A 22410-nucleotide genomic window follows, 5' to 3' on the forward strand; every position below is an offset into this window, starting at 1 on the left:
TAGTTCTCTACTGGGCAAAGTTGACGCGGGCGTCGGTGATGGCACTGGATTCAAGGCCATACTTTCCCAGGACCTTGACGTAGGACTCGCTCTTGATGACGGCGTCCAGGGCAGCGGAAACGGACTTCACCAGGCCGGACTCCTTGGGCACCCCCACGCCCACTGGAGCGAAATCGAACGTCCTGGCTACCTCGATCTGCGGGTTTTGGGAAGCTGCGTAGTCCAAGATGGGTGAATCGGCCAGCACCGTGTCCAGGCGTCCGCTGGTCAGTGCGGAAATGGCCTGCCGGGTGTCCTGGAATTCGCTCCGTTGGATGGCGTCCTTGCCGGCAGCCGCGCAGGCTTCGTCATAGGAAGGAACGTTCACGGTCAACTGGTACGAGCCCGTCAGGAACCCTACCTTCTTGCCGCACAGGGCATTCTCATCCTTGATGCCTGCGGGGTTGCCTTTGGGTACGGCGATCGCACTGCCGATCTGCAGGTAGTCAACAAAGTCCAGGACTTCCATGCGCTTCTCCGTGGGCGTCATGGAGGAAACGGTCATATCGTAACGGTCAGCCGCAAGGCCTGGAATGATCGAATCGAAGTTGGCCACCTGGATCTCCACTTTGACACCCAAGGCCTCTCCGATGAGACGGGCCACGTCCGGGTTGGTACCGGTCATGTCCTGCGTGCCTTCGCGGAAAAACTGAGTCGGCGGCTCGTTGGTGGGAATGGCAACCCGCAGCACTTTGGAGGCCTTGATGGACTCCGGAAGGAGGTCGGCTGCAGCCTGGTTGACTTCCAGCCCCGGGACGCCGGTACCCCCAGCAGCATCACCGGACGGGTTCGACGGCGAGGCGTTGCCGGTGGGGCTGCACGCCGTGACGGATAGCATCAGTGCTGCCGTGACAAGCAACGCGGGTAACGCAGGCTTGAGTGAAAAGCTCTTCATCAGGGGGTCCTCATTTCTTCAAGGCTCACAGTGGCCTCAGGGGTGATGTCTGGTTGGGTGCGGGTGAAAGCTTCATTGCGGTGCCGGATCAAATCCCGGCCTTCGGTACGCAGTTCCTCTATGGTGGACACTCCGAGGAGCATCATGGTGCGGGTCATTTCGGCTCGGAACATCTTCAGGACGTGAGCCACGCCGGACTCGCCCGCGGCAGCCAGGCCGTACAGGTAGGGGCGTCCGATGGAGCAGGCATCGGCGCCCAGGGCAAGAGCCTTGACGACGTCGGAGCCCCGGCGGATGCCGCCGTCGACGATGATTTCCATCTGCCCGGCAGTCCTCTCAACGATGTCCGCCAGGACATCCAGCGGTGCAGCCATGTGGTCCAGCTGCCGTCCGCCGTGGTTACTGACCTGGATGGCGTCGATTCCCATGGCAGCTGCCAGTGCGGCGTCGTTCGGGTTAACCACTCCCTTCAGGACGATCGGCCCGTTCCAACGCTCCCGCAGGTCCCGGATGTCGTCCCAGTCGGTGGGCTCGTAGGAACCGGCCAGCAGTGTCCGCCACATGTCCGGCGAGCTGGCCAGAGGTCCCTCGGGAACGTCGGCGTCCAGGTTGGGGAAAGCGATTGCGTCGTTGGCCAGGAATCCCAGCGCCCATGCCGGGTGCAACATTCCCTCCACAACGGTCTTCGGCTTGATGGAAGGCGGGGCGGTGAACCCGTTGCGGTAGTCGCGCTCGCGGTGTCCGATGGCCCGGCAGTCAACGTTGACCAACAGGGCTTCGTAGCCTGCGTTGGATACCCGGTCCAGCACGGCCTGCAGGAGGCCCTTGTCCGGGGTGGGTTCCAGGTTGAACCACCGGCGAAGTCCCGGCGCCGCAGCGCTGACATCTTCCATGGTGGTGGTGCTCAGATGGGCCAGTCCATAGGGAACGCCTGCGGCAAGCGCAGCACGGGCCACGGCGGACTCACCCTGGGGGTGGAACAGCCTGGTCCCACCGGTGGGAGAGAGTGTCACCGGCATGGAAACCGGGCTGCCGAAGAGGTTTGAAGCGAGGTCCAGGTTGTCCACGGAGCCCCACTTGGGGAGGAAGGACCATTCATCGAACGAGGACCGGTTGCGGCGCAGTGAGACCTCGTCTTCCCCTCCGCCTTCGATGTATTCAAAGATGCTCTTGGGCAGGCGCCTGGCGGCCAGCTTCCGCATATCCTCCACGCTGTAGCACGTGCGCTGCAGCCGTTCGGAGACTGTCCGGGCAGGCGCCTGCACCGAGGCGAGCGCCCTGATGTCCTTGAGTTTCATGGTGTTTCCTTTACATTCCTGCTGGGGTAACCCGTCCAGCTCCTTTCCCAATAGTGACGTAGATCTCCCCCGCTCTATATGTGAATTAGTCCACAAGATGCTCATCGAGCTTGTGATAACGTCCAGCTATGGAGAATGCAGCGTCGCTTCCAGGTCCTCAGCAGTCAGAACGTTCCGGGATGCAGCCATCCCCAGTGCGGCTGTCCGACTGCATCCAACTCATGCAGGCCGATCTGGTGCACGCCAACCCCACGCCGAAGAACCTCGGGCATCCGGTATCTGACGTGTTGATGTACGACCCCCTGGACCATTGGTCCAGCGTGGACGGCCGCATCATCCTGGCGGTGGGATGCACTTACGGCTCACCTGATTTTGATCAACTCCTCCACAGGGCAGCCAACAGCAACGCGGCGGCGGTAATCGTCAAGGCCCACGGCGCCAAAATGGAGCAACTGCGTTCTGCGGCGATCGGGTACAGCCTGTCCGTGTTGGTGGCACCCGATGACGCGGACTGGACGCGCCTGGTGGCTTTGGCCAGGGCTTCAGTGATGGGCGCGGCGGCCGATTCGGTGTCCGGCGTGCGTCTGGGAGACCTTTACGCTTTTGCCAATGCGGCGGCTTCCATCACCAATGGCGCCGCGAGCATTGTGGACCCGATGGGCCGCATCATTGGGTACTCCACCCTCCCCGGCCAGCCCATTGATGAGCTCCGGCGCATCACCACGCTCACCCTGGAGGAGACCACCCCGCCGGCCTTTGACCAGGACTTCAAAATTGTCTACGCCTCCCCGGGCGCGGTGCTGGTGCCGGCGCCCGACGACGGCATGGCCCGCCTTGCGCTGGCCGTCCGGGCCGGTGGCGAGCTGCTCGGTTCAATCTGGATCATCGATCCCGGCGAGGAAAATCGGGCCACTGCGTTGAATGCGCTGGACCGCATGGCCCCGTTGGCCGGACTGCACATGCTGCATGCCCGCTCTGCCTCGGACTTTGGCGAACGGCGCAATGCCGATCTTCTCCGGACGCTCATGGACGACACTCCGCATGCTGCGTTCGCGGCAGCCCAATTGGGGCTTGATACCGTCAACGGCCTGGCCGTGGCGGCCTTTTCCATAGTCCGTCCGGAGACCGGGAGCCTGGAATCCGTGCGGGACATCCACCGGCTGCTGCACTTGGTGACCACGGTATGCACTGTGCAGTTCGGGACCAGCCACAGTGCTCTGATCGGATCAGTGGTCTATGCGCTTCTGCCCTGTAACGGGACCGCGCCGCGTGCGGCGCACGGCCGCATCATCCAGGAAATTGAGGCGTATTCGCACACCATCAGTTCCTTCCCTGTCATTGCAACAGTGGGTGGCATCGCTCACGAGATCGAGGATCTGCCCCGTTCCAGGTCCGAGGCCATCCAAACCCTGCACTATCTGCTGAACCTGCAGTCGCGCGAGGGCAAGGCACGCGATGGGAAGGCCCTCGGTAAGGAAAAAACGCAGGGTGTGGCACTCTACGAAGACTTCCAGATTCCGCTGAACCTGCTCAAGATCGGGGCGTTCATTGAGGACAACGGGCTGGCTGGCGCGGATGAGATCGCCAGGATCCAAGCCCACGACGCCGCGCAGCAAACAGATTACCTGGACACACTCCGCGCCTATTTGGCCTTCAACGGAAACATCTCCGCCATGGCCGCCGAACTCCACGTGCACAACAACACCGTCCGGTACCGCGTGGCCCGCCTGGCCGAGGACTTCAACCTGGACCTGGCGGACCCGCAGAAACGGTTATGGCTGTGGTTGCGCGTGACCACCATGGACCTCGCCGCGAAGTAGCCCCGCGAAAAGCCGAAACTACCGGATGATGGGCAGTCCCGCCGTCGGGAAGACGCTGGGGAAGATCGACGGCGGCGGGACCGGCACGGTGTCCAACGGCACCGTGACAGTGCTGGTCCCAACGGCGACGTCTTGTCCCCGCACATCAAGGTGGAGCGGCTCGTCGCTGTAATCCTCGCCGGAAACGAGCGTCAGCGCGATGGAGCCTTGCGAGAGGTCAACGGCCAGCAAACGCCCATGCACCTTGAGCCTGAACGACAGTCCTTCCCACTCCACAGGCAGGCGCGGATCGAAGCGCAACACTTCGCCTTGGTCCCGCATACCGGCGAAACCACACACCAAGGAGCTCCAGATGCCGCCGGTTGAGGCGATGTGGACGCCGTCGATGGTGTTGCCGTGTGAATTGTCGAGGTCGATGAACAGTGCCTCGGTGAAGTGCTGCAACGCGACGTCCCCGTACCCGACTTCGGCCGCCATGATGCCCTGCACGCAGGCGGACAGGGTGGAGTCGCCGGTGGTGATGGGATCGTAGAAATCGAAGGCGCGCTGCTTCTCCTCTGCAGTGAAGTCCTGCCACTGCAGGAACATTGCCAGCACAGTATCGGCCTGCTTGAGGACTTGGTGGCGGTAGATCACCAAAGGATGGAAATTCAACAGCAGCGGGTACTTGGACTTGGGCGTGTTCCAGTCCCAGGGCTCCAGGGTCATGAAGTCGTTGTCCTGGCTGAACACCTGCAGGTGCGGATCGTACGGAAGGGACATTCGCTCGGCCGCCTGCCGCCACACCATGCGCTCGGTGTCGGCGATGCCATCGTGCTCCAACGCGGCCGCTGCACGCAGGTTAAAGCGGGCCATGACGTTGGTGTACAGGTTGTCATTGACCACGGCCGTGTACTCATCCGGGCCGGTGACACCGTGGATGTGGAACATGCCGTCCTTGCCGAAGAACCCCAGCGAAGCCCACATGCGTGCCGTTTCAATGAGCAGATCGGCACCCAACTCACCACGGAAGGTAGAGTCGCCGCTGGCCCATTCGTAACGGTTGGCCGCGAAAGCGATGGCAGCCGCGATGTGGAACTGGGCAGTTCCTGCAGCGTAGTAGGCGCTGGCTTCCAGACCATTAATGGTCCGCCAAGGGAACAGCGCACCATCAACACTGAGCTCCTTGGCCCGCACGCGGGCGTCCGGCAGCATGGCGTGCCGTGATTCCAACACCTTCCTGGCGCCAGATGGGTTGGTGTAGGTCAGGTAGGGCAGGAGGTAGACCTCCTGGTCCCAGAAATAGTGGCCCTCGTAACCGGACCCGCTCACTCCCTTGGCCGGGATGCCCGCCACACCGGCACGCGCAGTGGCTTGAGCCAATTGGAACAAACCCCACCGCACAGCCTGTTGCATTTCCGGCTGCCCGCCGATGGAGATGTCCGCAGTGGTCCAGTACTCGGCGTAGTGCGCCTTGCTCTGGTCCAGGATTTCAGCGAAGGACACCAGGTTGGCCTCGGCTTCGGTTGCGAGGCTTTCGCCGCGGTCTTCTGCGTCGCTGGAGCCGGCCACCACGTAGCTGACGGTTTTCTCCACACGGAAAGTGTCGCCGTCGTGAATGGCCAAAACGTAGCGGACGGACGAGTCGTCTTCCGCCACCAGCGTCTCAAACGGCTGGCCCTCGGCGGAGATCCAGTGATCCACGGCCATGGCCACGCGCTGACGCGATTCGGAGGTCTCCCACGCGAGGCGGAGCGAACCGTCGGCACCCTGGAGGTGCAGCGGCAACAGGACACGGCCGGCGTGCCGGCCCGAGCGGCGCGGGTCATGGACCGAGTGGTCCTCCACAGGCTGGTCCTGACGGTTCACGACGCCGGAGGTGATGTCCGCGGACACGTCCCGGTCAGCTGTCAGCGACAGTTCCAGGCCAAGACATCCGCGGGCATCGAAGCCCACCGCGCGTCGCTCAGCCGTGGTGACAGTAGCGCCGGAGCGGCACGCCCACGTAATGGTTTCCTCGTAGATACCCGTGGCAAAGTCCACGCTGCGGTGGTAGTCCAGCACGGTGGACTCGGCCAGGCTCAAGGCCTCGCCATCAATGGAAACGGTGAAATTGTTGGCGTCCGGCACGTAGACGATCCTCTGGCCGGTGCGGGCAAAGCCGTAGGCATTCTCGGCGTGCTTGATGTCCCAGATCTCATGGAAACCGTTAACGAACGTGCCAGGAAGCTCGCCGTCGCCCGCCGTGGAATGCGAGCCACGGATGCCGAGGTGTCCGTTGCCAAGCGCGAACAGCGTTTCCAGCGTTCCCTCGTCACCAGGGACGTGGATGTTTTCCACGAGCTTCCAGGGCTCGCAGGGGAAGCGGAGCCGATCGGAGCTGATGAGTGCCATGAGCTGATGAAATCCTTCGAAAAAGTAGGGTTAGAGAAGATCGTTGAGGTCGTCGACCACCAGCGTGGCGCCGGCGTCCAGCAGGGTTTGGCGGCCCGCTCCGCGGTCCACGCCGATCACGGCGTAAAAGTTGGCGCCCGCCCCGGCCTGCACGCCGGACACCGCATCTTCAACCACGATGCATTGCTCCACAGGCACCTCCAACAGTCCCGCTGCGTACACATACGTGGCCGGGTCCGGCTTACCGGGAAGTCCGACGCCGGCAGCCACCTGGCCGTCCACCACCACCTCGAAGTGGTGGTCAAGTCCGGCGGCCTTCAGTACCGCGGGTGCGTTGCGGGATGAGGACACCACCGCCACTTTCAATCCCAGCTCCACCGCGGCATTGATGAACTTGACCGAACCCTCATATGGCTCAACACCACGGGAGTTCACAATCTCGTTGAAGATGGCGTTCTTCCGGTTGCCCAAGCCCTGCACGGTCTGGTTGTCAGGGTGGTCATGGACCGGCCCCTCAGGCAGGGTGATGCCGCGTGACGCCAGGAAATCCCGGACCCCATCGAAGCGCGGCTTCCCATCAATGTGGTCGAAATAGTCGCTCTCCTGGTAACCCTGGGGGTGGCCGGCCTCGGACAGGTAGCTATCGAACAGTTCCTGCCACGCATGCTCATGCACCACGGCGGTGGGCGTCAGCACGCCGTCGAGATCGAACAACAGCGCCGAAGCGCCAGTCCAGGCATTACGAAGATCAGTCATGTGCATAGTTCCGTTCAGCGCTTGTGGCGCGTGGTTTTGCGTTCGATGAGCTTGGTATCGAGCAGGTGGTTGGAGGGTTGATGGGAGGCTTCAGTATTCAGCAGGCGTTCACACAGCAGGTTCGCTGCGAAGGCACCTTGATCGGCAACGGGCTGCGCCACTGTGCTCAGCCCAAGGAACCAACTCATGGGGTGGTCGTCGATGCCGATCACGGAGACGTGCTTCGGGACGGACAGTCCGTGTTCGCGGAGCGCCGTCAAGGCCCCGAAGGCGGCTTCGTCACAGTGGGCGAAAACTGCAGTGGGTTTTGCGCCCCGGGCGATGAGTTCAGTCATCGCCCGCCTGCCGTCGTCGATACTTGGCCCGGTGCCCACCACGAAGTCCGGATGGACGGTGAGGTGGTGTTCATCCAGTGCACGCTTGAAGCCACGGAACCGAGGGGTCTCAGTCACAACGGAGTGTTCATTGCTCGAGAGAACGGCCAAGTCCCAATGGCCCAGCCTCAGCAGGTGTTGGGTTGCCTGCCAGGCCGCATGCTCGTCATCGATACCTACATTGTCCCACGGAACATTTCCCATACCCACGCTGGCTACGGCCATCCCGCAGGCTTCCAACGCTTCCACTTCCTGGGACGTGAGGTCAACATTGAGCAGGAGCAGTCCATCCACACGCTGCGCAAGTTCCTCGAGGTCCGCAAAGAACTGCCGCCGAACACTGGCCTTGTTTCGGAGGCTGATCAGAACGGTGTCGTAACCGCTGTCGCCAAAGACTTCCTCTGCTGCTTCCACAGCCTGGGCGAAGAACCAAGCCGTGGCGGTCGGGGCAACGATGGCCACCGAACCCGTCGTGCCGCCCGCCAATCTGGACGCCGCGGCTGAGGCTTTGTAGCCAAGTTTGCTGGCGGCTTCCGCCACCTGTCGTTGTGCTTTTTCAGAAACATTGGGGAGATTCCTGAGAGCCCGCGACACCGTGCAAATGGACAATCCGGAGAGAACGGCAACGTCCTGGATTGTCACTCTATGAGTTCTAACCATGCAACACGGCCTCAGCCCTTTCCATCCTCGCCTGACGCCTTGGCGTGGGACCCGGTCCGGGCCACAAGCCAAAAGTGTAAGCGCTTACAATTTCGTCATTCAATAGAGTGCAGTCGAATGCGATTTTGTGACGCGAATCTCACCACGGGGTTGATTCCAGAGGCTGAATGCCTTCTAATCCCGGGGCCTACCTCAGGACGTAGTACTTCAGGAAGGCGCTCACGTCCACCAACTCGGGCGGCTCGATCCTGTGCCCCATTCCCGGATAGGTCCGTGCCGTCAGGGCCACATTGGCGTTCAACCACTCCTCCGTGTGCTCTATGGCGTCCTCATTGATCACGGGATCGGCTTTGTCCCGCCCCCAGAAGAAGGGTGGCGGGGTGTCAAAGGATTCACTCAGGGCCAGGAGATCGTTGTCCAGGACGAACCCGGACAGGCCCACGGTTGCCTTGAACGCGGTGGGCCGCAGACGGAGGAGCGTACTGGCCATGGCCATGCCCTGCGAGTAGCCCAAGAGGCTGACGCTGCTGTGATTGTCCTTGACGGAATTGATCCAATCGAACACCGAGTTGGTGGACACGATGACATCCGAGAAGTCGTTGGTCAGGAAGTAGTCCAGCAGGAACCAGCCGTAATCGTCGCCAATGACCTTGGGGCCGCGCAGCGCGGCACAGCTGAACTCACCGGGAAGGTGCGGGAAGAGATTGACCATGCGCTGCTCGCTGGTGCCATAACCGTGCATCATCACCAGCAACGGCGTGCCCTTGCGCTGGTTTTCGGGCTTCGACCACACCACTGATTCCATGGGCACGAGCCTAGTGGACTGCGCCCTCCTGGAAGACTGTGCCTCACCGAGTAGACTGTGCCCATGACTCCGCAGGAACTGGCCAACCTGGCCCATCTGCGGCGCGCCCGCGACTTCATCGATCGCGAATACGCCCGTCCCTTGGATGTGCCCACCATGGCCGCCGGCGCACTGATGTCCCCCGCGCATTTCTCCCGCCAGTTCAAGGCTGCCTACGGCGAATCGCCGTATAACTACCTCATGACCAGGCGGATCGAACGGGCCATGGCTCTGCTCCGGGCGGGAACATCCGTCACCGACGCCTGCATGGAGGTCGGTTGTACATCATTGGGGTCCTTCAGCACGCGCTTCACCGAAATCGTCGGCATCAACCCCAGCGAATACCGCGCCCGGGAGCACCACGGCGTCAAGGCCATGCCCAGCTGCATTGCCAAGCAGCACACACGTCCGGAAAGAACCGGTAGCAAGAAAACCAGTAGCAAGAACCTGAGCAGGATTGAAGAAGCGCCCGCGTCGTAGCTGCAATAGCGTGTGATTCATGAACATTTCATTGAAATACGCACACGTCACCGTCAACGATCTCGACGAGTCACTTGCCTTCTACCGCGACGCCCTGGGCTTCGACGTCCGGAACGACGTCGGCTCCGACGGCCAGCGTTGGGTCACGCTGGGCAGCGATGCCCAGCCGGACCTGGAACTGGTCTTGTCCCCTCCGCATGCCGGCCGCTCCCAGGCCGACGGCGACGCGATCCAGGAACTCCTGACCAAGGGCGTCATGCCCATGCTCGTGTTCACCACGGACGATCTGGATGGCACCTTCGAGAAGCTCCGTGCATCCGGCGCCGAAGTCCTCCAGGAACCGATCGACCAGCCGTGGGGCCCGCGGGACTGCGCCTTCCGCGACCCGTCCGGCAACATGATCCGCATTAACCAGGGCTGAGTTACCAGCCGCCGGCCCGCTAATGACTCAGCAGGCCGGCGTCGGAAAGCTCTCCGCCCTGATGGGTGGTCGCGATGGCGGCGGACACGACGTCGGACAACCGCAGCCGCCGGCTGTAGGCCTGCCGCTGCAGCCTCTCTCCGGTGCCGCGGCGCAGGATAGTGGCCACGCCGGTGCGGGCGAGCGCCAAGTCACCGGCAGCAATGAGGGCCGGGCTGACGTGCCGGAGCAGCGCAGCCGCCACGTCCGACGTCGAACGGGGCTGTTGCTCCAGCGGGTGCAGCAGCTGGTGGTTGACGCCAAAGCGGCTGGCCTTCCAGTTGGCCATGCGCAGGACCGGCGTCACCATGCTCGACGCCGGAACCCCCTTCCGCCATTCCTCCGCCGAGGTTTCCACCAGTGCGCGGGCGATGACCGCGATGGTCAGAGCATCTTCGGCGTAAAGGCAGACGTCCGCAATCCTGACTTCGACAGTGGGCTGCCCCCTGGACAGGCGGGCATCGAAGTAGATCATGCCCTCATCCAGCGGCACTCCCGTCCCCAGAAGCGCGGACAGCACCGCACGGTAGCCGTCCGCGGAACCGAAAACATCCATGGGACCAGCCGTTGGCCACCTGTTCCAGATCTGCGTCCGGTAGCTCGCAAAACCGGTATCCGATCCCATCCAATACGGAGAATTGGCGCTGAGGGCCAGGAGTACGGGCAGCCAGTGGCGCATGCGGTCCAGAACCGCAACGCCTTCCTCGGGCGAATCGATGGATACGTGGACATGGAAGCCGCAAGTGAGTTGTTCACGCGCTATCAGCCCAAACTCGTTGCCCATGGTGGCGTACCGCAGGTTGCCCACTGTAGGCGTGGCATGAAACACCGGAGGCGTGGCCAGCGCGGCAACCCGCGCACCCAACGACCTGGCTGCGGCATCAGCCGCTGCGCGGCCGTTGCGAATCTCGGACCGCAACTCCCCTGCCGTGCTGCACGGGCGCGAGTTGACCTCAACCTGTTCCTGTTTGAACTCGGATTTCAGCGCCGGACCACCGGAGCCCAACCCACCTTCTTCAGCCAACACACCGTCGGAGGCTTCTACATTCAGGATGTCGGGGGCCAATGCCATGGGTGAGCCGTCCAAAGGATCGGCAATCAGCAGTTCCTCTTCAACTCCAAACGTACGCATTGCCACCCCTCCCGCGATATATGAATTAGAGACGGCGGTCATCCAACGTGGCGCGGAACCTCCATTTGGAAACCACAACGGCAGTGCAGCACTTGGGTCTGCAGGTAGACCTCAAGGAGGCTGGGACCATCCGGATTATCTGTGGTCCGCGGCGCCTCGATTATTCGTTCCGCAGGGCGCCCCAAGGTCATGGGGTCACCGCAATGGGTGCAACTGAACCAGAGCCCGGCAGCGGATGTGGCGAGAAATTCACTCTGGATCGCGGGCACCAAGGCATCCAGCCGGACAGAGTGGGCGTAAAACGTATCGCATTCGCTACAGGTGTAGCTGACTTCAACAATCTCCGACTGATTCGGGGTTGCTTCCACCACAGTCTCTACGAAAATGTGGGAATCAGTATCGCAAACAGTGCACCAAGGGCGCGCTCCGGTATCGACAGTGGCAGCTGCCCGTCGGCTTGCAGGCTTCGGGGCGGGAATCGGGGAGCCAAGCGTCATTGCCATTCTCCTTTTGCTCCTTCAAGGAACCTGCATGGAGGCACGCTGTGGGCCGGCCGAAAAGGGCCTCGGCTATAGAGGTGCAGTTTTTGGACCATCTCGGATGGCTCCAACTCATGAGGTTCCAAGGGCTATCTGCTTAACCCATGTATGAATGTAGTTCACCAGTGGCGGCCGTCACAAGTGGTGGAGCCGCCAGGAACCCGCTGGCGCGCCTTAAGCTTCGAAGTGGGCCACGGGAGCTTGCTTGGCCACACTCTTGACGAGGGATTCCGCGACGTCCCGCAACTTCTGGTTGCGGGTACTGGATGCTTTCTTCAGGATCTGGAACGCTTCCTCCTGCGTACAGCGGTTTTGACCCATGATGATTCCGCTGGCCAAGTCGATCACCGTTCGCGTCCTCATGGCATCCTGGAGGTCCTCAGCATGCTGCTGCTTGACACCGATCCGAACAGCCAACCGCAACGACCGCTCCGCCTGGCTCGCATACAGTTCGCAATTACGAATGGTTGCTTCGTCAAAAGCGTGGGCTTGCGGAGCGAAGAAGTTCAAGGCCGCCGTGGCTCCTTCATCCAATTCCAAGGGCACGCAAAGCGCCGAAAGATGCCCCCGTTCGGCAATGACGGTGCAGTACTCGGACCACCGGTCCTCGGCGGACGTGTCAGGAACATGCTGGGTCCCATGGCTGCGCATGGCCTCCAAGCACGGGCCATCCCCGTACGCCTGCTGAACTTCATCGATCAGCCTGGCCTCGTGGGTGCTTCCCGCCACCGTGGCGGTGCGGCGGCGACGGCTGAGGGTGATGCCGCAGAGCACATCCAAGCCAACGGCCTGCGACACAGCGGAAGCCGAAAAAACGGCGAGCTCATGCAGGAATCCGCCCACATCCTCGCTGTCTATCACCAAGTCCTGTAGTCGTTCAGGCACCGAAACATCGTCGGGCGCAGAGACAGCATCAGGCACCGCAAAATCAACGTTCATTTCGTCCATGCCTCATTTTACGGTCGCTCCGCACCAACTGCTCACCCTTTCGGCAACGGATACAGAATCCTTGCATCTCAGGTGCACCTATGTGCACAATCGACGTAGTCCACATCACAGGACCCACGCTTTCCAGCTCATGCAGACGGGCACCCCGCATTTTTTGATGCAGAGGTTTAGACCCATGCCGGCTCAGCCAGCGTCCAGAGTCCCGGACGAAGCACATCAACCACCTGACGAACCGTTGTGGTGCTCACGTTGCGATACGGACCAGCACCTCCTGGTGAACTCGATTCAATCGCACTATCCACCCGCACCCAACATGGTGGAAGTTTCGTACGAATGCCATACCTGCAAGTACTCCTATGAACACGTTGCCTCCGTCGGGCGGGTGGCAGCGGTCCTGAACCGCCCGGGCGTCCCGCAAGGCGTGCTGCAGTTCGGCGGACAGTACCTGCATTGCGGTGAACCGATGAAGACCAAAAGCTGCGAGTTGCGCAGGATCCAGGCCCCCTTGGCGCTGACTCCGGGAGCTCAGCTGCGGATTTACGAGGTACTTATCAACACCCGCATTCTTGGGTGTCATTGCGGTTTCCGCATGGAAATCCCCGACTAATGGCGGGGGCACCATGGGGAGCGATGCCGTGAGAATCCGAGCCACACCAACAGTTCTGGAGCCACCGGGAGGGGCAGCATGCACGCAGATTCGCAAAGAAAAGAGCCTTCGACGACGGGTGGGAAGCCCGGGCAGGCCGGCAAACGCAGCCTTCCCGATCCCCCCGACCCGGACAATCTGCCCATCGACTATCCCGGCTCGGGGTGGGACTCCAGCAGGTACCCATCCACTGTTCCGGGAAGCCTCCGGCCGCAACGCTCCACTCACCGGCGGAGCGCCTGATCATGAGCGGATTCCCACCTAACCCCTCATATCCGGACCCCACCCATCCTGACCCCACCCGCGAACCCGGCCCTACACCTGAGCCAGTTCCGCTGCCGGAGCCGGGCCCGCCGCCCGTTCCGGAGCCGACCCCAGGGCCTCCAACGCCCGGCGAACCGCCGGGAACGTTGACTTAGCCCTATTTCCCAGTCGGGATCCGAACGAGGGCGTGCCGCGCTACAGGGAGCGCGGCACGCCCTTTTCGCGTACTCGGGGAACCTGCGCCGTCATTGAATCTGTGTTTATGTTGATTTCCCTTGACTTGCCAACATAAACACAGATAGAGTCAAGCAATTCCACATCGTTGTGACAGTAGTCACTGATGTGGCTGCACCGCTAAGCAGCTTGACCAATGGAGGGTAAGTGTTCGCCGAAGAGCGCCAGCATCTGATCTCCGCACTCGTCGCAGAGCGCGGACGGGTGAGTGTCACAGACCTCGCCGACCGTTTCAGCATCACCACTGAGACAATCCGCCGCGACCTCGCGGCCCTTGAAGTCTCCGGTAATCTACGACGCGTACACGGCGGCGCCGTTCCCTCGGATCGCCTGAGCACCCGCGAAGAGAGCATCCTGGAGCGCGCCATTCAGCGTCAGGTGGAAAAACACCGCATCGCCGAGGCAGCACTCGCCCTGATCCCCCAGCTCACCACCGGGAGCATTCTCCTGGACGCTGGCTCCACCACGGAAATACTCGCAGACCTGCTGGCCCAGCAGACGTCCTCGGCCAAGGGAACCGATGAGCTCGTGGTCATCACCCACGCCATTCCCATCGCCGGCAAGCTGTCCTCCACGCAAGGGATAGCACTCCAAATCCTTGGTGGCCGCGTCCGCGGACTGACCCAGGCCGCCGTCGGGCAGTCCACCGTGGAGGCGGCGTACAAACTTCGCCCGGACATCGCCTTCGTCGGAGCCAACGGAATCCACGCAACGTTCGGGCTCAGCACCCCCGATCCAGAGGAAGCCGCGGTCAAAGCCGCCTTCGTCACCTCAGCCCGCCGCGTAGTGGCCCTTGCCGACTCTTCCAAGCTGGACGCCGAAACCCTGGTCCAGTTCGCCAACCTGAAGGATGTTGACACCTTGATTACAGACGGCGAACCGTCCCCGGAACTCGCGGCAGCCCTGGCCGATGCCGGCGTCGACGTGGTGATCGCATGATCGTCACCTTGACCGCCAATCCCAGCCTGGACCGCACTGTTGAGCTTTCCGCTGCTTTGGCCCGCGGCGAAGTGCAGCGCGCTGTGGCCGTCCACCAGGAATCCGGCGGAAAGGGCGTCAATGTTTCCCGGGCACTCGTGGCCTCCGGCCTGGACACCCTGGCCGTCCTTCCGGGCGCCGACTCGGACCCGGTTCTTTCAGGGCTGCACGACGGCGGCGTACCGTTCGCGGCGCTGCCTATTGGTCAGGCGCTGCGCAGCAATGTCACGCTCACCGAACCCGATGGCGTCACCACCAAGATCAACGAACCCGGCCCGGAGCTGAGCGGTGAACAGCAGGAAGCCCTGATCGGGCTGCTGCTGGAACGCTCCCGTGGCGCCAGCTGGGTGGTTCTCGCCGGATCTCTCCCACCAGGAGTGCCCGCGGATTTCTACGCCACCATCGCTCGTCGGCTCCGGTCGAGAGCGGACGGAACGGCCTCCCCAAGTATCGCCATTGACTCCTCCGGGGCGCCGCTCGCGGCCGCTTTGGCAGGCGACGCCGCAGGGAAGCCGGACCTCCTCAAGCCGAACGCGGAAGAGCTTGCAGAACTTGCTGCCGCGGCCGGTTTCACCAACGTCTCCACTGCTGACGAACTGGAAGCGGATCCGGCCAAAGCCGCCGAAGCTGCAGCCGCCGTCGTCGCCAGCGGTGTAGGCGCCGTTCTAGCAACACTCGGGTCCAAAGGAGCAGTCCTGGTGACGGCGGACGGAGCATGGCTCGCCACGCATCCGCCCATCAAAGCCGTCAGCACGGTGGGCGCCGGGGACTCTTCACTGGCCGGCTACTTGCTGGCTGCAACCCAAGGCGGCTCCGCGCAGGACTGCCTTCGTCAAGCCGTGGCACATGGTGCCGCTGCTGCTTCGCTGCCGGGCTCCACTGTCCCGGCAGTCCACCAGACAACCCCCGATGCCGTAACCATCACGGCCCTCCAGAAGGACTCACAGTGACCCAGCTGATCACAACCCAATTGGTCACCCTCGACCAAAACCTGGGCGACTCCCCCGCCGACGTCATCCGCGTACTGGCCGGCAAAGTTGCCGCCAGCGGCCGTGCTTCCGAGGTTGAAGGGCTCTTCGCCGACGCCTTCGCCCGTGAGCAGAAGACCGCAACCGGCGTCCCTGGTGGCATCGCCATTCCACACTGCCGCTCCGCGGCGGTCCAGGAGCCTGCCTTAGCCATGGCCCGCCTGTCCCACAAGGTGGACTTCGGCGCCAAAGACGGTCCCGCTGACCTGATCTTCTTCATCGCAGCCCCGGACGGCGCGGACCAAGAGCACCTGAAGCTGCTCTCCAAGCTGGCCCGCTCGCTGATCAAAAAGGACTTCACTGCAGCGCTGCGTGCGGCCGCCACCGAGCAGGACATTGTTGACCTCGTGGACGGCGCCCTGGCTGATAGGCCTGCTGCTGCACCTGCGGAGGCTGCACCTGCCGCTGCCGCAGGTCCTGATGAAAGCACGACGACGGCTGCCGCCCCCAAGCGCATCGTGGCCGTGACGGCCTGCCCCACCGGCATTGCGCACACTTACATGGCGGCTGATTCGTTGGTTGCCGCTGCCAAGGAGATGGGTGTTGACCTCCAAGTGGAGACCCAGGGTTCCTCCGGCGCCAAGCCTCTTGACCCGGCAGTGATCGCAGCGGCGGACGCAGTGATCTTCGCCGTCGACGTCGATGTTCGCGGCAAGGAGCGCTTCGCCGGCAAGCCGGTCATCAACGCACCGGTCAAGCGTGGCATTGACGAGCCGGAGAAGATGGTCCGGGAAGCACTTGCAGCTGCCGAAGACCCGCACGCCCGCCGCGTGCCGCACTCCGGTGCTGAAGAGCAGGCAGAGCGCGCCGAGGATGAGAAGGGCGAGCACATCGGCCAGAAGCTGAAGCGCGCACTCCTCACCGGCGTCTCATACATGATCCCGTTCGTGGCTGGCGGCGGTCTGCTGATTGCCCTGGGCTTCCTGCTGGGCGGCTACGAAATCACTGAGGTTGCGGACAAGGTGGTGTTGGAGAACAACTTCGGCAACCTGCCTGAAGGCGGGCTCACCATTTACCTCGGTGCGGTCCTGTTCAAGATCGGCGCCCTATCCATGGGCTTCCTGGTCCCGGCGCTGGCCGGTTACATTGCCTACGCCATCGCCGACCGTCCGGGCATTGCGCCGGGCTTCGTCGCCGGTGCGGTATCAGGCTTCATGGGCGCCGGGTTCCTCGGCGGCATCGTGGGCGGTCTTCTGGCCGGCTACATCGCACATCTGATCGGGACCTGGCAGGTACCCCGCTGGCTCCGCGGCTTGATGCCGGTTGTCATCATCCCGCTCCTGGCCTCCATCGTCGCTTCAGGCCTGATGTTCCTGGTCCTCGGCGGTCCCATCGCCGGTCTCACCGTGGCTCTCAACACCTGGCTCACAGGCATGAGCGGCGCCTCTGCCGTAGTCCTCGGCATCATCCTTGGCCTCATGATGTGCTTCGACCTCGGCGGCCCGGTCAACAAAGTTGCCTACGCCTTCGCAGTCGCCGGGCTCAGCGCCGGCAGCGCTGACAATCAGGCACCGTGGCTCATCATGGGCACCGTCATGGCAGCGGGCATGGTTCCGCCGCTGGCCATGGCCCTCGCAACGGTCCTGAACAAGAAGCTCTTCAGCCTCGCAGAGCGCGAAAACGGCAAGGCCGCCTGGTTGCTCGGCGCATCCTTCATCTCCGAAGGCGCCATTCCCTTTGCCGCAGCCGACCCGCTGCGTGTCATCCCGGCCAGCATGGTGGGCGGCGCACTGACAGGCGCACTCTGCATGGCTACCGGGGTCACCTCCCAAGCTCCCCACGGTGGGCTCTTCGTCTTCTTCGCCATTGGCAACCTGCCGATGTTCCTCATCTCCATCGTGGCCGGAATGGTGGTCAGCGCGCTGGCCGTCATCGCCCTGAAGCGCTTCGCAGTCAAGAAGCCAGTAGAAGCGGAAGCCACCCCGGCCACCGTCAGCGTCTAGGGTCCACACGGCCTAGCTCCCCCGGGTCCAGGCTCCGCACGGTCTAGACTTCCCACAAAGCCACTCACCTAACCGCCACCCTTCAAAAAGGAGCACCAATGCCAGAACGTACAGCAACCATCGCAAGCCGTGTGGGCCTCCACGCCCGCCCGGCAGCCATCTTCGCCGAGGCAGCCGGAGACCTGGACATCGACGTCACCATCGCACGTCAGGGTGAGCCCGCCGATGACGCCATGGACGCAGCCAGCATCCTGTCCCTGATGAGCCTGGGCGCCTCCCACGGCGACGTTGTGGTGCTGCGCGCCGAGGGCGAAGGTGCGGACGCCGCGCTGGACAGCCTGGTAAAAATCCTCGAAACGGACCACGACGCCGAGTAAGAAACCTTTCAGCGACACGGAAAGAGCCTGGCGATACCCGGAAAGGGGTATCGCCAGGCTCTTTGCGTCTTTCCTTACGGTTCGGCGAGCTGGTCGAGGTGGCGTGCGAGCACAGTGGGCAGCTCACTGGACGCCGGCAGCTCCCCGCTCCACAACCCGCCCATCGCGATTCCATCAAGGAGAGCGCGTAACCGCTGTGCTTCATACTCGGGATCGCGGCCCCGGTGGAACTGACCCGCTTCCGTCAGGATCTGGATAGCGGCGTGGCTTGCGCGAGCGACGCCGTCGCTCAGCCGGACCGCAGCAGGACGCAGCTCGCTGTCGGTGAGGGAAAGCACGCCGAGCTGGACTTGCGCCACCAGTTCCAGGCGCCGCTCTTTGTCGAGAGGTAGCAACTGCAACAGCAACTCATCAACCAGAGCTCGCCCGGTGACCTCGAGTGCCATCACCCTGGCGATGACGCGATTCTCAATGAGCTGCAGGCAGTACTCCCTGAGGGCATGTTGCGTGGCGAACGCACGCCGCAGCGAGGCCGCGGCGATGCCGGCTTCCGCTGCGACCCCCCGCACGGACAGGCCAGACAATCCATCACGTTCGAGGACACGCAGGGAAGCATCAGCAATTGCTGCGGTACGTGCCTCTGCGTCGATTCTGCGGGGCATGGTCTCAGCGTGAAGGAGTAGCAGCCGGCAGTGCCCGGGCGGACTTCTTCGGCCAGATCGTGTAGCTCACAGCCCACAGGAAATCGATGGCAAAGATGAGGCCCAGAATACGAAAGAACTCGGACAGGGCAGCGGTTCGTTCTGCGTCATCTACGAGAAGGATGATCGCTCCCAGCGTCGCCGCTGCGATAACCACCGCCAACGCGGTGAGAAGTACATCCCGCCAGCATTTGACCGTGTAACGGGTTCCTGTGAGCCGTTCAGGCGCGGGTCCGCCGGCGAACCGGTGCTGGAAATGCGCGTCGGCCCATGACACCATGCGTTTTCCGTAAGCGATTGAGACGCCAATGTAGATTGCCGCTAATCCGTGGTGCCACGAGGCCGTCCCTCCGCCCAGCAGATCCACAGCGACCAAGGCAAGCAGAACGGCATCGATCACCGGAGCAAGGAGCAGGAGAGCTCCACCAAGGCGAGGCATCCGCAGCAGGTACCGTGCTCCCAGTCCGGCGACAATCGCCACCCAGAACGCAACTTCGCACACCACTATTGCGATCAGAATCATTCACTGCTCCCCAAGGCTCGTTCATGCCGATCTTTATTAGTACGAGTGTACTCACAAAGTTTGCAGGAGCCAGGGGTGCTACAGCGTGGCGATGTGGCCTCCGGGTCGCGTCCTTACATTTCGCCGTTCAGGTAAGCCGCAATTGACGCCTCGGTGGGCTTCACGTCCTTGAGTTCGTCGGACAGGTAGCCCTCAATGATCCGTGGGTCCACGTAGGAGGACCGGGCCACGGAAGGGGTGTTGCCCAGCAGCTCCGAGGTCTCCTTGATGGCCCGCACAATCGCTTGGCGGGGCGTTCCTTTGTGGCCGGATTTGATCAGGGAGAGCGCAGCCGCGGCCGTCCCCTTCCACGTCCGGAAATCCTTGGATGTGTAGGCCTCGCCGGCGATCCCGCGCAGGTATTCGTTGATCATGGACGCGTCTACGAACACCCATGTTCCGTTGGCTTGGTAGGCCAGCAGACGTTCCTTGCCTGGACGCTCCGCCAACGGTTCCAGGAACGCTGCCAGCGCGGGATCATGGATGGACGTGTCCCAGAGCTGGCCGCTCTTGCCGGGAAACTTGAGGAAGACGTCCGGCCCGTCCACCCTCGCGTGGCGGCAACGGAGAGTGGTGAGCCCGTAAGAGCCGTTCTGCTTCATATAGATCTCTGAGCCGACACGCAGGGCGCCCAGATCCATGAACCGCACTGCGGCTGCAAGCGTCTGCTGCCGGGGGTCGGCAGCGTCTTGCAGGTGGACCGTGACGTTGCGGCGAACCGCGGGCAGGACCGATCCCAACTTGGCGGCACGGATGAATTTCTCGGTGTCCTTCCGCTCCCGCCAACCAGGATGGTAGATGTACTGGCTGCGCCCCGCAGCATCCACCCCTGTGGCGAGGATGTGCCCGTGGTCAAAGGGGCTGATCCATACATCGGTCCACGCAGGCGGGATCGCCAGCGCATTAATGCGCTGGCGGTCCTCTTTGCTGACCAAGCTCCCGTCCGGGTGGCGGTAGCTGAATCCCTTCCCTACCTTGCGTCTAACGATGCCGGGCTTGGAGAGGTCACTCCGCTTCAACCTGGGCATGGTCTATCGGCCCTGTCCGCGATCAGCTGCGTCCGGGGGCCGGCTAGGCCTCGTCCGGATCCGTCACGGCAGCGCCGGCGTTCATGATTTCCGCATTGATCATCCACACCAGTTGTTCCAGGCGGGAGATGAAGGCGTGCAGCAGGTCCGCCGTCGTGGGATCTTCCTCATCCACTTCGTCGTGTACGTCGCGCATGGTCTGAACTGCGCGTTCCACGCGGTCGGTGACCAGTTTGACGGCGTTCTTGGTGTTCACCAGACCTGCCGGGAATTCCTCCAGGCGTGTGCCCTTGGCGATGGTCGCACTGCGGCCGTCCGGAAGGGCGTGGAGTGCCCGCATACGTTCGGCGGTGTCATCAGCGAACTCCCGCGTGGCCACTACCAGCTCGTCCAGCTGGAGGTGAAGGTCGCGGAAGTTGGGCCCTACAATATTCCAGTGCGCCTGCTTTCCTTGAAGCTGCAGCTCAATAAGGTCTGTCAGGACGATCTGAAGGTTGTCTGCAAGCTGCTGTGACGCTTTCATGTGTTCCTCTCATAGACATTCATGTGAGCCTAAAACGTGCCGCAAAAGGTTCTGCGGCAACTGCCCCATCATCAAATGACGACTTCCATAAGCCTTTCATAAGGGTGCTTAGTAGTACAATGAAGAGTGTTGCTGTTCACGACTGGCGAACTTCTTCTCAGGGCGAAGGCCGGCACGTGATACATGAAAAGGCACTTTGAGGCCGTGGAACGCCTCCAAGTACCGGCATAACTAAATCGAAGTAAGTAGGAATGCATAGTTGGGAATCCACGACGATCATCAAAGATTCCCTTGAAAGGAACGTGCTGACCATGAATACGCTTCTGATCATTGCTGGTGTAGTAGCAATTGTTCTTCTTATTGTGGGTGGCTTCACCCAGGCCCTCAACTGGTTGCTGTGGGTAGGCGTCATCTTGCTCGTTGTCGCAGCCATCGGCTGGTTGCTGAGCTTCATGTCGGGCCGCAGAGGCCACACGGTATAAAGCAGCCGGACCTGCTCCGCCCGGACCCATCGGGCTGACACCGAGCCCTAGAAGACACCGAGCACTTACAGACAGTGAGGGCTGTTCCCGGCATTGCACGTGCGGCCGGAACAGCCCTCCGGCATCATCAATTGCCGTCCGTGCCTTCTCCTGTGGCCGAGGGTGGTGGTGCCGCATCCGGATCCTGAGGCGTGGGAAACTCGTCAGCCGGGGCGTCAGGTATTCCCGGGGCGTCAGGTACTCCTTGGGCGGGCCGTTCCGGCGTCTCGCGTTCATCACCCTGACCGGGCATTTCCTGTTCCGGCGTGGGCGTTCCGTAACCGCCGGGCTCGTTGTCCGGGTCTACGCGGTGTTCGTCCTGGTTCATTGCTTCCTCCTTGGAAATCCGATGAGGCCCCGATAAAAAAGATCGAGGAATGCTGACAGTTCGACCGTAGTCCCACGTATGGTCGGCGTCCATCAAAACCACCCTGGAGGTGTACGAATGGTAGAGCCGGAGCAGGCCCCCAGATTCGGCAGGAACGAATCCACCGAAGAACGGATGGACCGCAACTGGATGGAACTGATCCAGGAATTGCGGGTGCTCCAGACCGGCGTGCAGATTCTGGGCGGCTTCCTGCTGACGCTGCCCTTCCAGGAGCGATTTGGAGAGTTGGATGACTGGCAAAGGAGCCTCTATCTCTTCAACGTGATGGTGGCAGCGCTGACCACCGTCCTCATTGTGCTTCCTGTCAGCGTGCACCGCCGGCTCTTCCGACGAGGTCTCAAATCTGTACTCGTCTCCAGCGCCGACACCATCACCAAGTGGGCGCTAGCCGGTGTAACTATCCTGATTACCGGCTCGGCATCGCTGGTCTTCGATGTCACTGCAGGCAGGACCGCCGGATTGGTGGCGGGCAGCTTCATCATCTTGGTGCTGCTGGTTTTGGTGGTCGGAATGCCGCTGTGGCTGCAGCGGCAGGGAATGCGCAGCAACGGCGATTCGCGGGAAGAGTGAGCAATGCTGCGCCCCAACAAAGACCATGA

At 62.5% G+C, this 22410-nt stretch carries 24 protein-coding genes; 10 read left to right on the forward strand and 14 right to left on the reverse strand.

Going from position 1 to position 22410, the window contains the following annotated elements; translation table 11 throughout:
- Window positions 1-7 precede the first annotated feature (7 nt).
- Together CQ020_RS19950 and CQ020_RS19955 are read right to left on the reverse strand one after the other, a co-directional pair.
- On the reverse strand, window positions 8-934 hold the full coding sequence (locus CQ020_RS19950; protein WP_105693465.1) for an ABC transporter substrate-binding protein: 927 nt from the start codon (window positions 932-934) through the stop codon (window positions 8-10).
- Window positions 934-2232 (reverse strand): alpha-hydroxy acid oxidase, encoded by a 1299-nt coding sequence (locus CQ020_RS19955; protein WP_181151967.1) that lies wholly within the window; start codon window positions 2230-2232, stop codon window positions 934-936. Before CQ020_RS19955 ends, CQ020_RS19950 begins: the two co-directional genes overlap by 1 nt.
- A 179-nt stretch (window positions 2233-2411) precedes the next feature.
- On the opposite strand from CQ020_RS19955, the gene CQ020_RS19960 reads away from it, so the two are divergent.
- Window positions 2412-4052 carry a CdaR family transcriptional regulator gene (locus CQ020_RS19960; protein WP_105693467.1) on the forward strand — a complete coding sequence of 547 codons (1641 nt, stop codon included), beginning with the start codon at window positions 2412-2414 and terminating at the stop codon, window positions 4050-4052.
- Between the two features lie 18 nt (window positions 4053-4070).
- On the opposite strand, the gene CQ020_RS19965 is transcribed toward CQ020_RS19960, so the two are convergent.
- From CQ020_RS19965 to CQ020_RS19980, 4 genes are all read right to left on the reverse strand, one after another.
- Complete coding sequence (locus CQ020_RS19965) at window positions 4071-6425, reverse strand: glycoside hydrolase family 65 protein (protein ID WP_105693469.1); 2355 nt, start codon at window positions 6423-6425, stop codon at window positions 4071-4073.
- A gap of 30 nt (window positions 6426-6455) precedes the next feature.
- The gene (locus CQ020_RS19970) at window positions 6456-7187 is read right to left on the reverse strand and encodes an HAD family phosphatase (protein WP_105693471.1); all 732 of its coding nucleotides are present in this window, start codon (window positions 7185-7187) and stop codon (window positions 6456-6458) included.
- 8 nt (window positions 7188-7195) lie between these two features.
- On the reverse strand, window positions 7196-8197 hold the full coding sequence (locus CQ020_RS19975; protein WP_258142114.1) for a LacI family DNA-binding transcriptional regulator: 1002 nt from the start codon (window positions 8195-8197) through the stop codon (window positions 7196-7198).
- Window positions 8198-8402: 205 nt separating this feature from the next.
- Complete coding sequence (locus CQ020_RS19980) at window positions 8403-9020, reverse strand: alpha/beta hydrolase (protein ID WP_105693475.1); 618 nt, start codon at window positions 9018-9020, stop codon at window positions 8403-8405.
- A 63-nt stretch (window positions 9021-9083) separates the two neighbouring features.
- Here CQ020_RS19980 and CQ020_RS19985 point away from each other — a divergent pair, with 63 nt between their 5' ends.
- Complete coding sequence (locus CQ020_RS19985) at window positions 9084-9539, forward strand: helix-turn-helix transcriptional regulator (protein ID WP_105693478.1); 456 nt, start codon at window positions 9084-9086, stop codon at window positions 9537-9539.
- A 19-nt stretch (window positions 9540-9558) separates the two neighbouring features.
- Window positions 9559-9960, forward strand: a complete 402-nt coding sequence (locus CQ020_RS19990) for a VOC family protein (protein WP_105693480.1) — start codon at window positions 9559-9561, stop codon at window positions 9958-9960.
- 19 nt (window positions 9961-9979) lie between these two features.
- On the opposite strand, the gene CQ020_RS19995 is transcribed toward CQ020_RS19990, so the two are convergent.
- The 3 genes from CQ020_RS19995 to CQ020_RS20005 all read right to left on the reverse strand — a co-directional run bounded on the left by CQ020_RS19995 (window position 9980) and on the right by CQ020_RS20005 (window position 12618).
- Window positions 9980-11131 (reverse strand): glutamate--cysteine ligase, encoded by a 1152-nt coding sequence (locus tag CQ020_RS19995; RefSeq protein WP_105693482.1) that lies wholly within the window; start codon window positions 11129-11131, stop codon window positions 9980-9982.
- Window positions 11132-11169: 38 nt separating this feature from the next.
- Window positions 11170-11628, reverse strand: a complete 459-nt coding sequence (locus CQ020_RS20000) for a hypothetical protein (protein WP_105693484.1) — start codon at window positions 11626-11628, stop codon at window positions 11170-11172.
- A gap of 216 nt (window positions 11629-11844) precedes the next feature.
- The gene (locus CQ020_RS20005; RefSeq protein ID WP_105693486.1) at window positions 11845-12618 is read right to left on the reverse strand and encodes a GAF and ANTAR domain-containing protein; all 774 of its coding nucleotides are present in this window, start codon (window positions 12616-12618) and stop codon (window positions 11845-11847) included.
- A gap of 175 nt (window positions 12619-12793) precedes the next feature.
- Here CQ020_RS20005 and CQ020_RS20010 point away from each other — a divergent pair, with 175 nt between their 5' ends.
- The 5 genes from CQ020_RS20010 to CQ020_RS20035 all read left to right on the forward strand — a co-directional run bounded on the left by CQ020_RS20010 (window position 12794) and on the right by CQ020_RS20035 (window position 18088).
- A complete protein-coding gene (locus tag CQ020_RS20010; RefSeq protein ID WP_258142117.1) occupies window positions 12794-13225 on the forward strand; it encodes a hypothetical protein in 432 nt (143 codons plus the stop codon).
- Window positions 13226-13909: 684 nt separating this feature from the next.
- On the forward strand, window positions 13910-14701 hold the full coding sequence (locus CQ020_RS20020; RefSeq protein WP_105693492.1) for a DeoR/GlpR family DNA-binding transcription regulator: 792 nt from the start codon (window positions 13910-13912) through the stop codon (window positions 14699-14701).
- Window positions 14698-15690, forward strand: a complete 993-nt coding sequence (locus tag CQ020_RS20025; protein WP_105693494.1) for a 1-phosphofructokinase family hexose kinase — start codon at window positions 14698-14700, stop codon at window positions 15688-15690. Before CQ020_RS20020 ends, CQ020_RS20025 begins: the two co-directional genes overlap by 4 nt.
- Window positions 15687-17711 carry a fructose-specific PTS transporter subunit EIIC gene (locus CQ020_RS20030; protein WP_105693496.1) on the forward strand — a complete coding sequence of 675 codons (2025 nt, stop codon included), beginning with the start codon at window positions 15687-15689 and terminating at the stop codon, window positions 17709-17711. Before CQ020_RS20025 ends, CQ020_RS20030 begins: the two co-directional genes overlap by 4 nt.
- A gap of 98 nt (window positions 17712-17809) precedes the next feature.
- On the forward strand, window positions 17810-18088 hold the full coding sequence (locus CQ020_RS20035; RefSeq protein WP_024819123.1) for an HPr family phosphocarrier protein: 279 nt from the start codon (window positions 17810-17812) through the stop codon (window positions 18086-18088).
- Between the two features lie 74 nt (window positions 18089-18162).
- Here the strand turns inward: CQ020_RS20035 and CQ020_RS20040 are convergent, their stop codons facing one another.
- The 4 genes from CQ020_RS20040 to CQ020_RS20055 all read right to left on the reverse strand — a co-directional run bounded on the left by CQ020_RS20040 (window position 18163) and on the right by CQ020_RS20055 (window position 20902).
- Entirely contained in the window at window positions 18163-18750 is a 588-nt protein-coding gene (locus CQ020_RS20040) for a TetR/AcrR family transcriptional regulator (RefSeq protein WP_105693498.1), read from the reverse strand.
- Between the two features lie 4 nt (window positions 18751-18754).
- Entirely contained in the window at window positions 18755-19312 is a 558-nt protein-coding gene (locus CQ020_RS20045; RefSeq protein ID WP_105693501.1) for a hypothetical protein, read from the reverse strand.
- A gap of 113 nt (window positions 19313-19425) precedes the next feature.
- Window positions 19426-20379: a DNA topoisomerase IB gene (locus CQ020_RS20050; protein WP_105693505.1), complete on the reverse strand. Its 954-nt coding sequence runs from the start codon at window positions 20377-20379 to the stop codon at window positions 19426-19428.
- 43 nt (window positions 20380-20422) lie between these two features.
- Window positions 20423-20902 (reverse strand): Dps family protein, encoded by a 480-nt coding sequence (locus CQ020_RS20055; RefSeq protein WP_024819119.1) that lies wholly within the window; start codon window positions 20900-20902, stop codon window positions 20423-20425.
- A gap of 311 nt (window positions 20903-21213) precedes the next feature.
- Here CQ020_RS20055 and CQ020_RS20060 point away from each other — a divergent pair, with 311 nt between their 5' ends.
- On the forward strand, window positions 21214-21384 hold the full coding sequence (locus CQ020_RS20060; protein WP_146116672.1) for a DUF4175 domain-containing protein: 171 nt from the start codon (window positions 21214-21216) through the stop codon (window positions 21382-21384).
- A 127-nt stretch (window positions 21385-21511) separates the two neighbouring features.
- Here CQ020_RS20060 and CQ020_RS20065 read toward each other — a convergent pair whose 3' ends face one another.
- Window positions 21512-21751 carry a hypothetical protein gene (locus CQ020_RS20065; RefSeq protein ID WP_105693509.1) on the reverse strand — a complete coding sequence of 80 codons (240 nt, stop codon included), beginning with the start codon at window positions 21749-21751 and terminating at the stop codon, window positions 21512-21514.
- A 117-nt stretch (window positions 21752-21868) separates the two neighbouring features.
- Between CQ020_RS20065 and CQ020_RS20070 the strand changes: the two genes are divergently transcribed.
- Window positions 21869-22381: a DUF6328 family protein gene (locus tag CQ020_RS20070; RefSeq protein WP_105693512.1), complete on the forward strand. Its 513-nt coding sequence runs from the start codon at window positions 21869-21871 to the stop codon at window positions 22379-22381.
- Window positions 22382-22410: the final 29 nt, after the last annotated feature.

The sequence above is a fragment of the Arthrobacter sp. MYb23 genome (assembly GCF_002979775.1).
Taxonomy (GTDB): Bacteria; Actinomycetota; Actinomycetes; order Actinomycetales; family Micrococcaceae; genus Arthrobacter.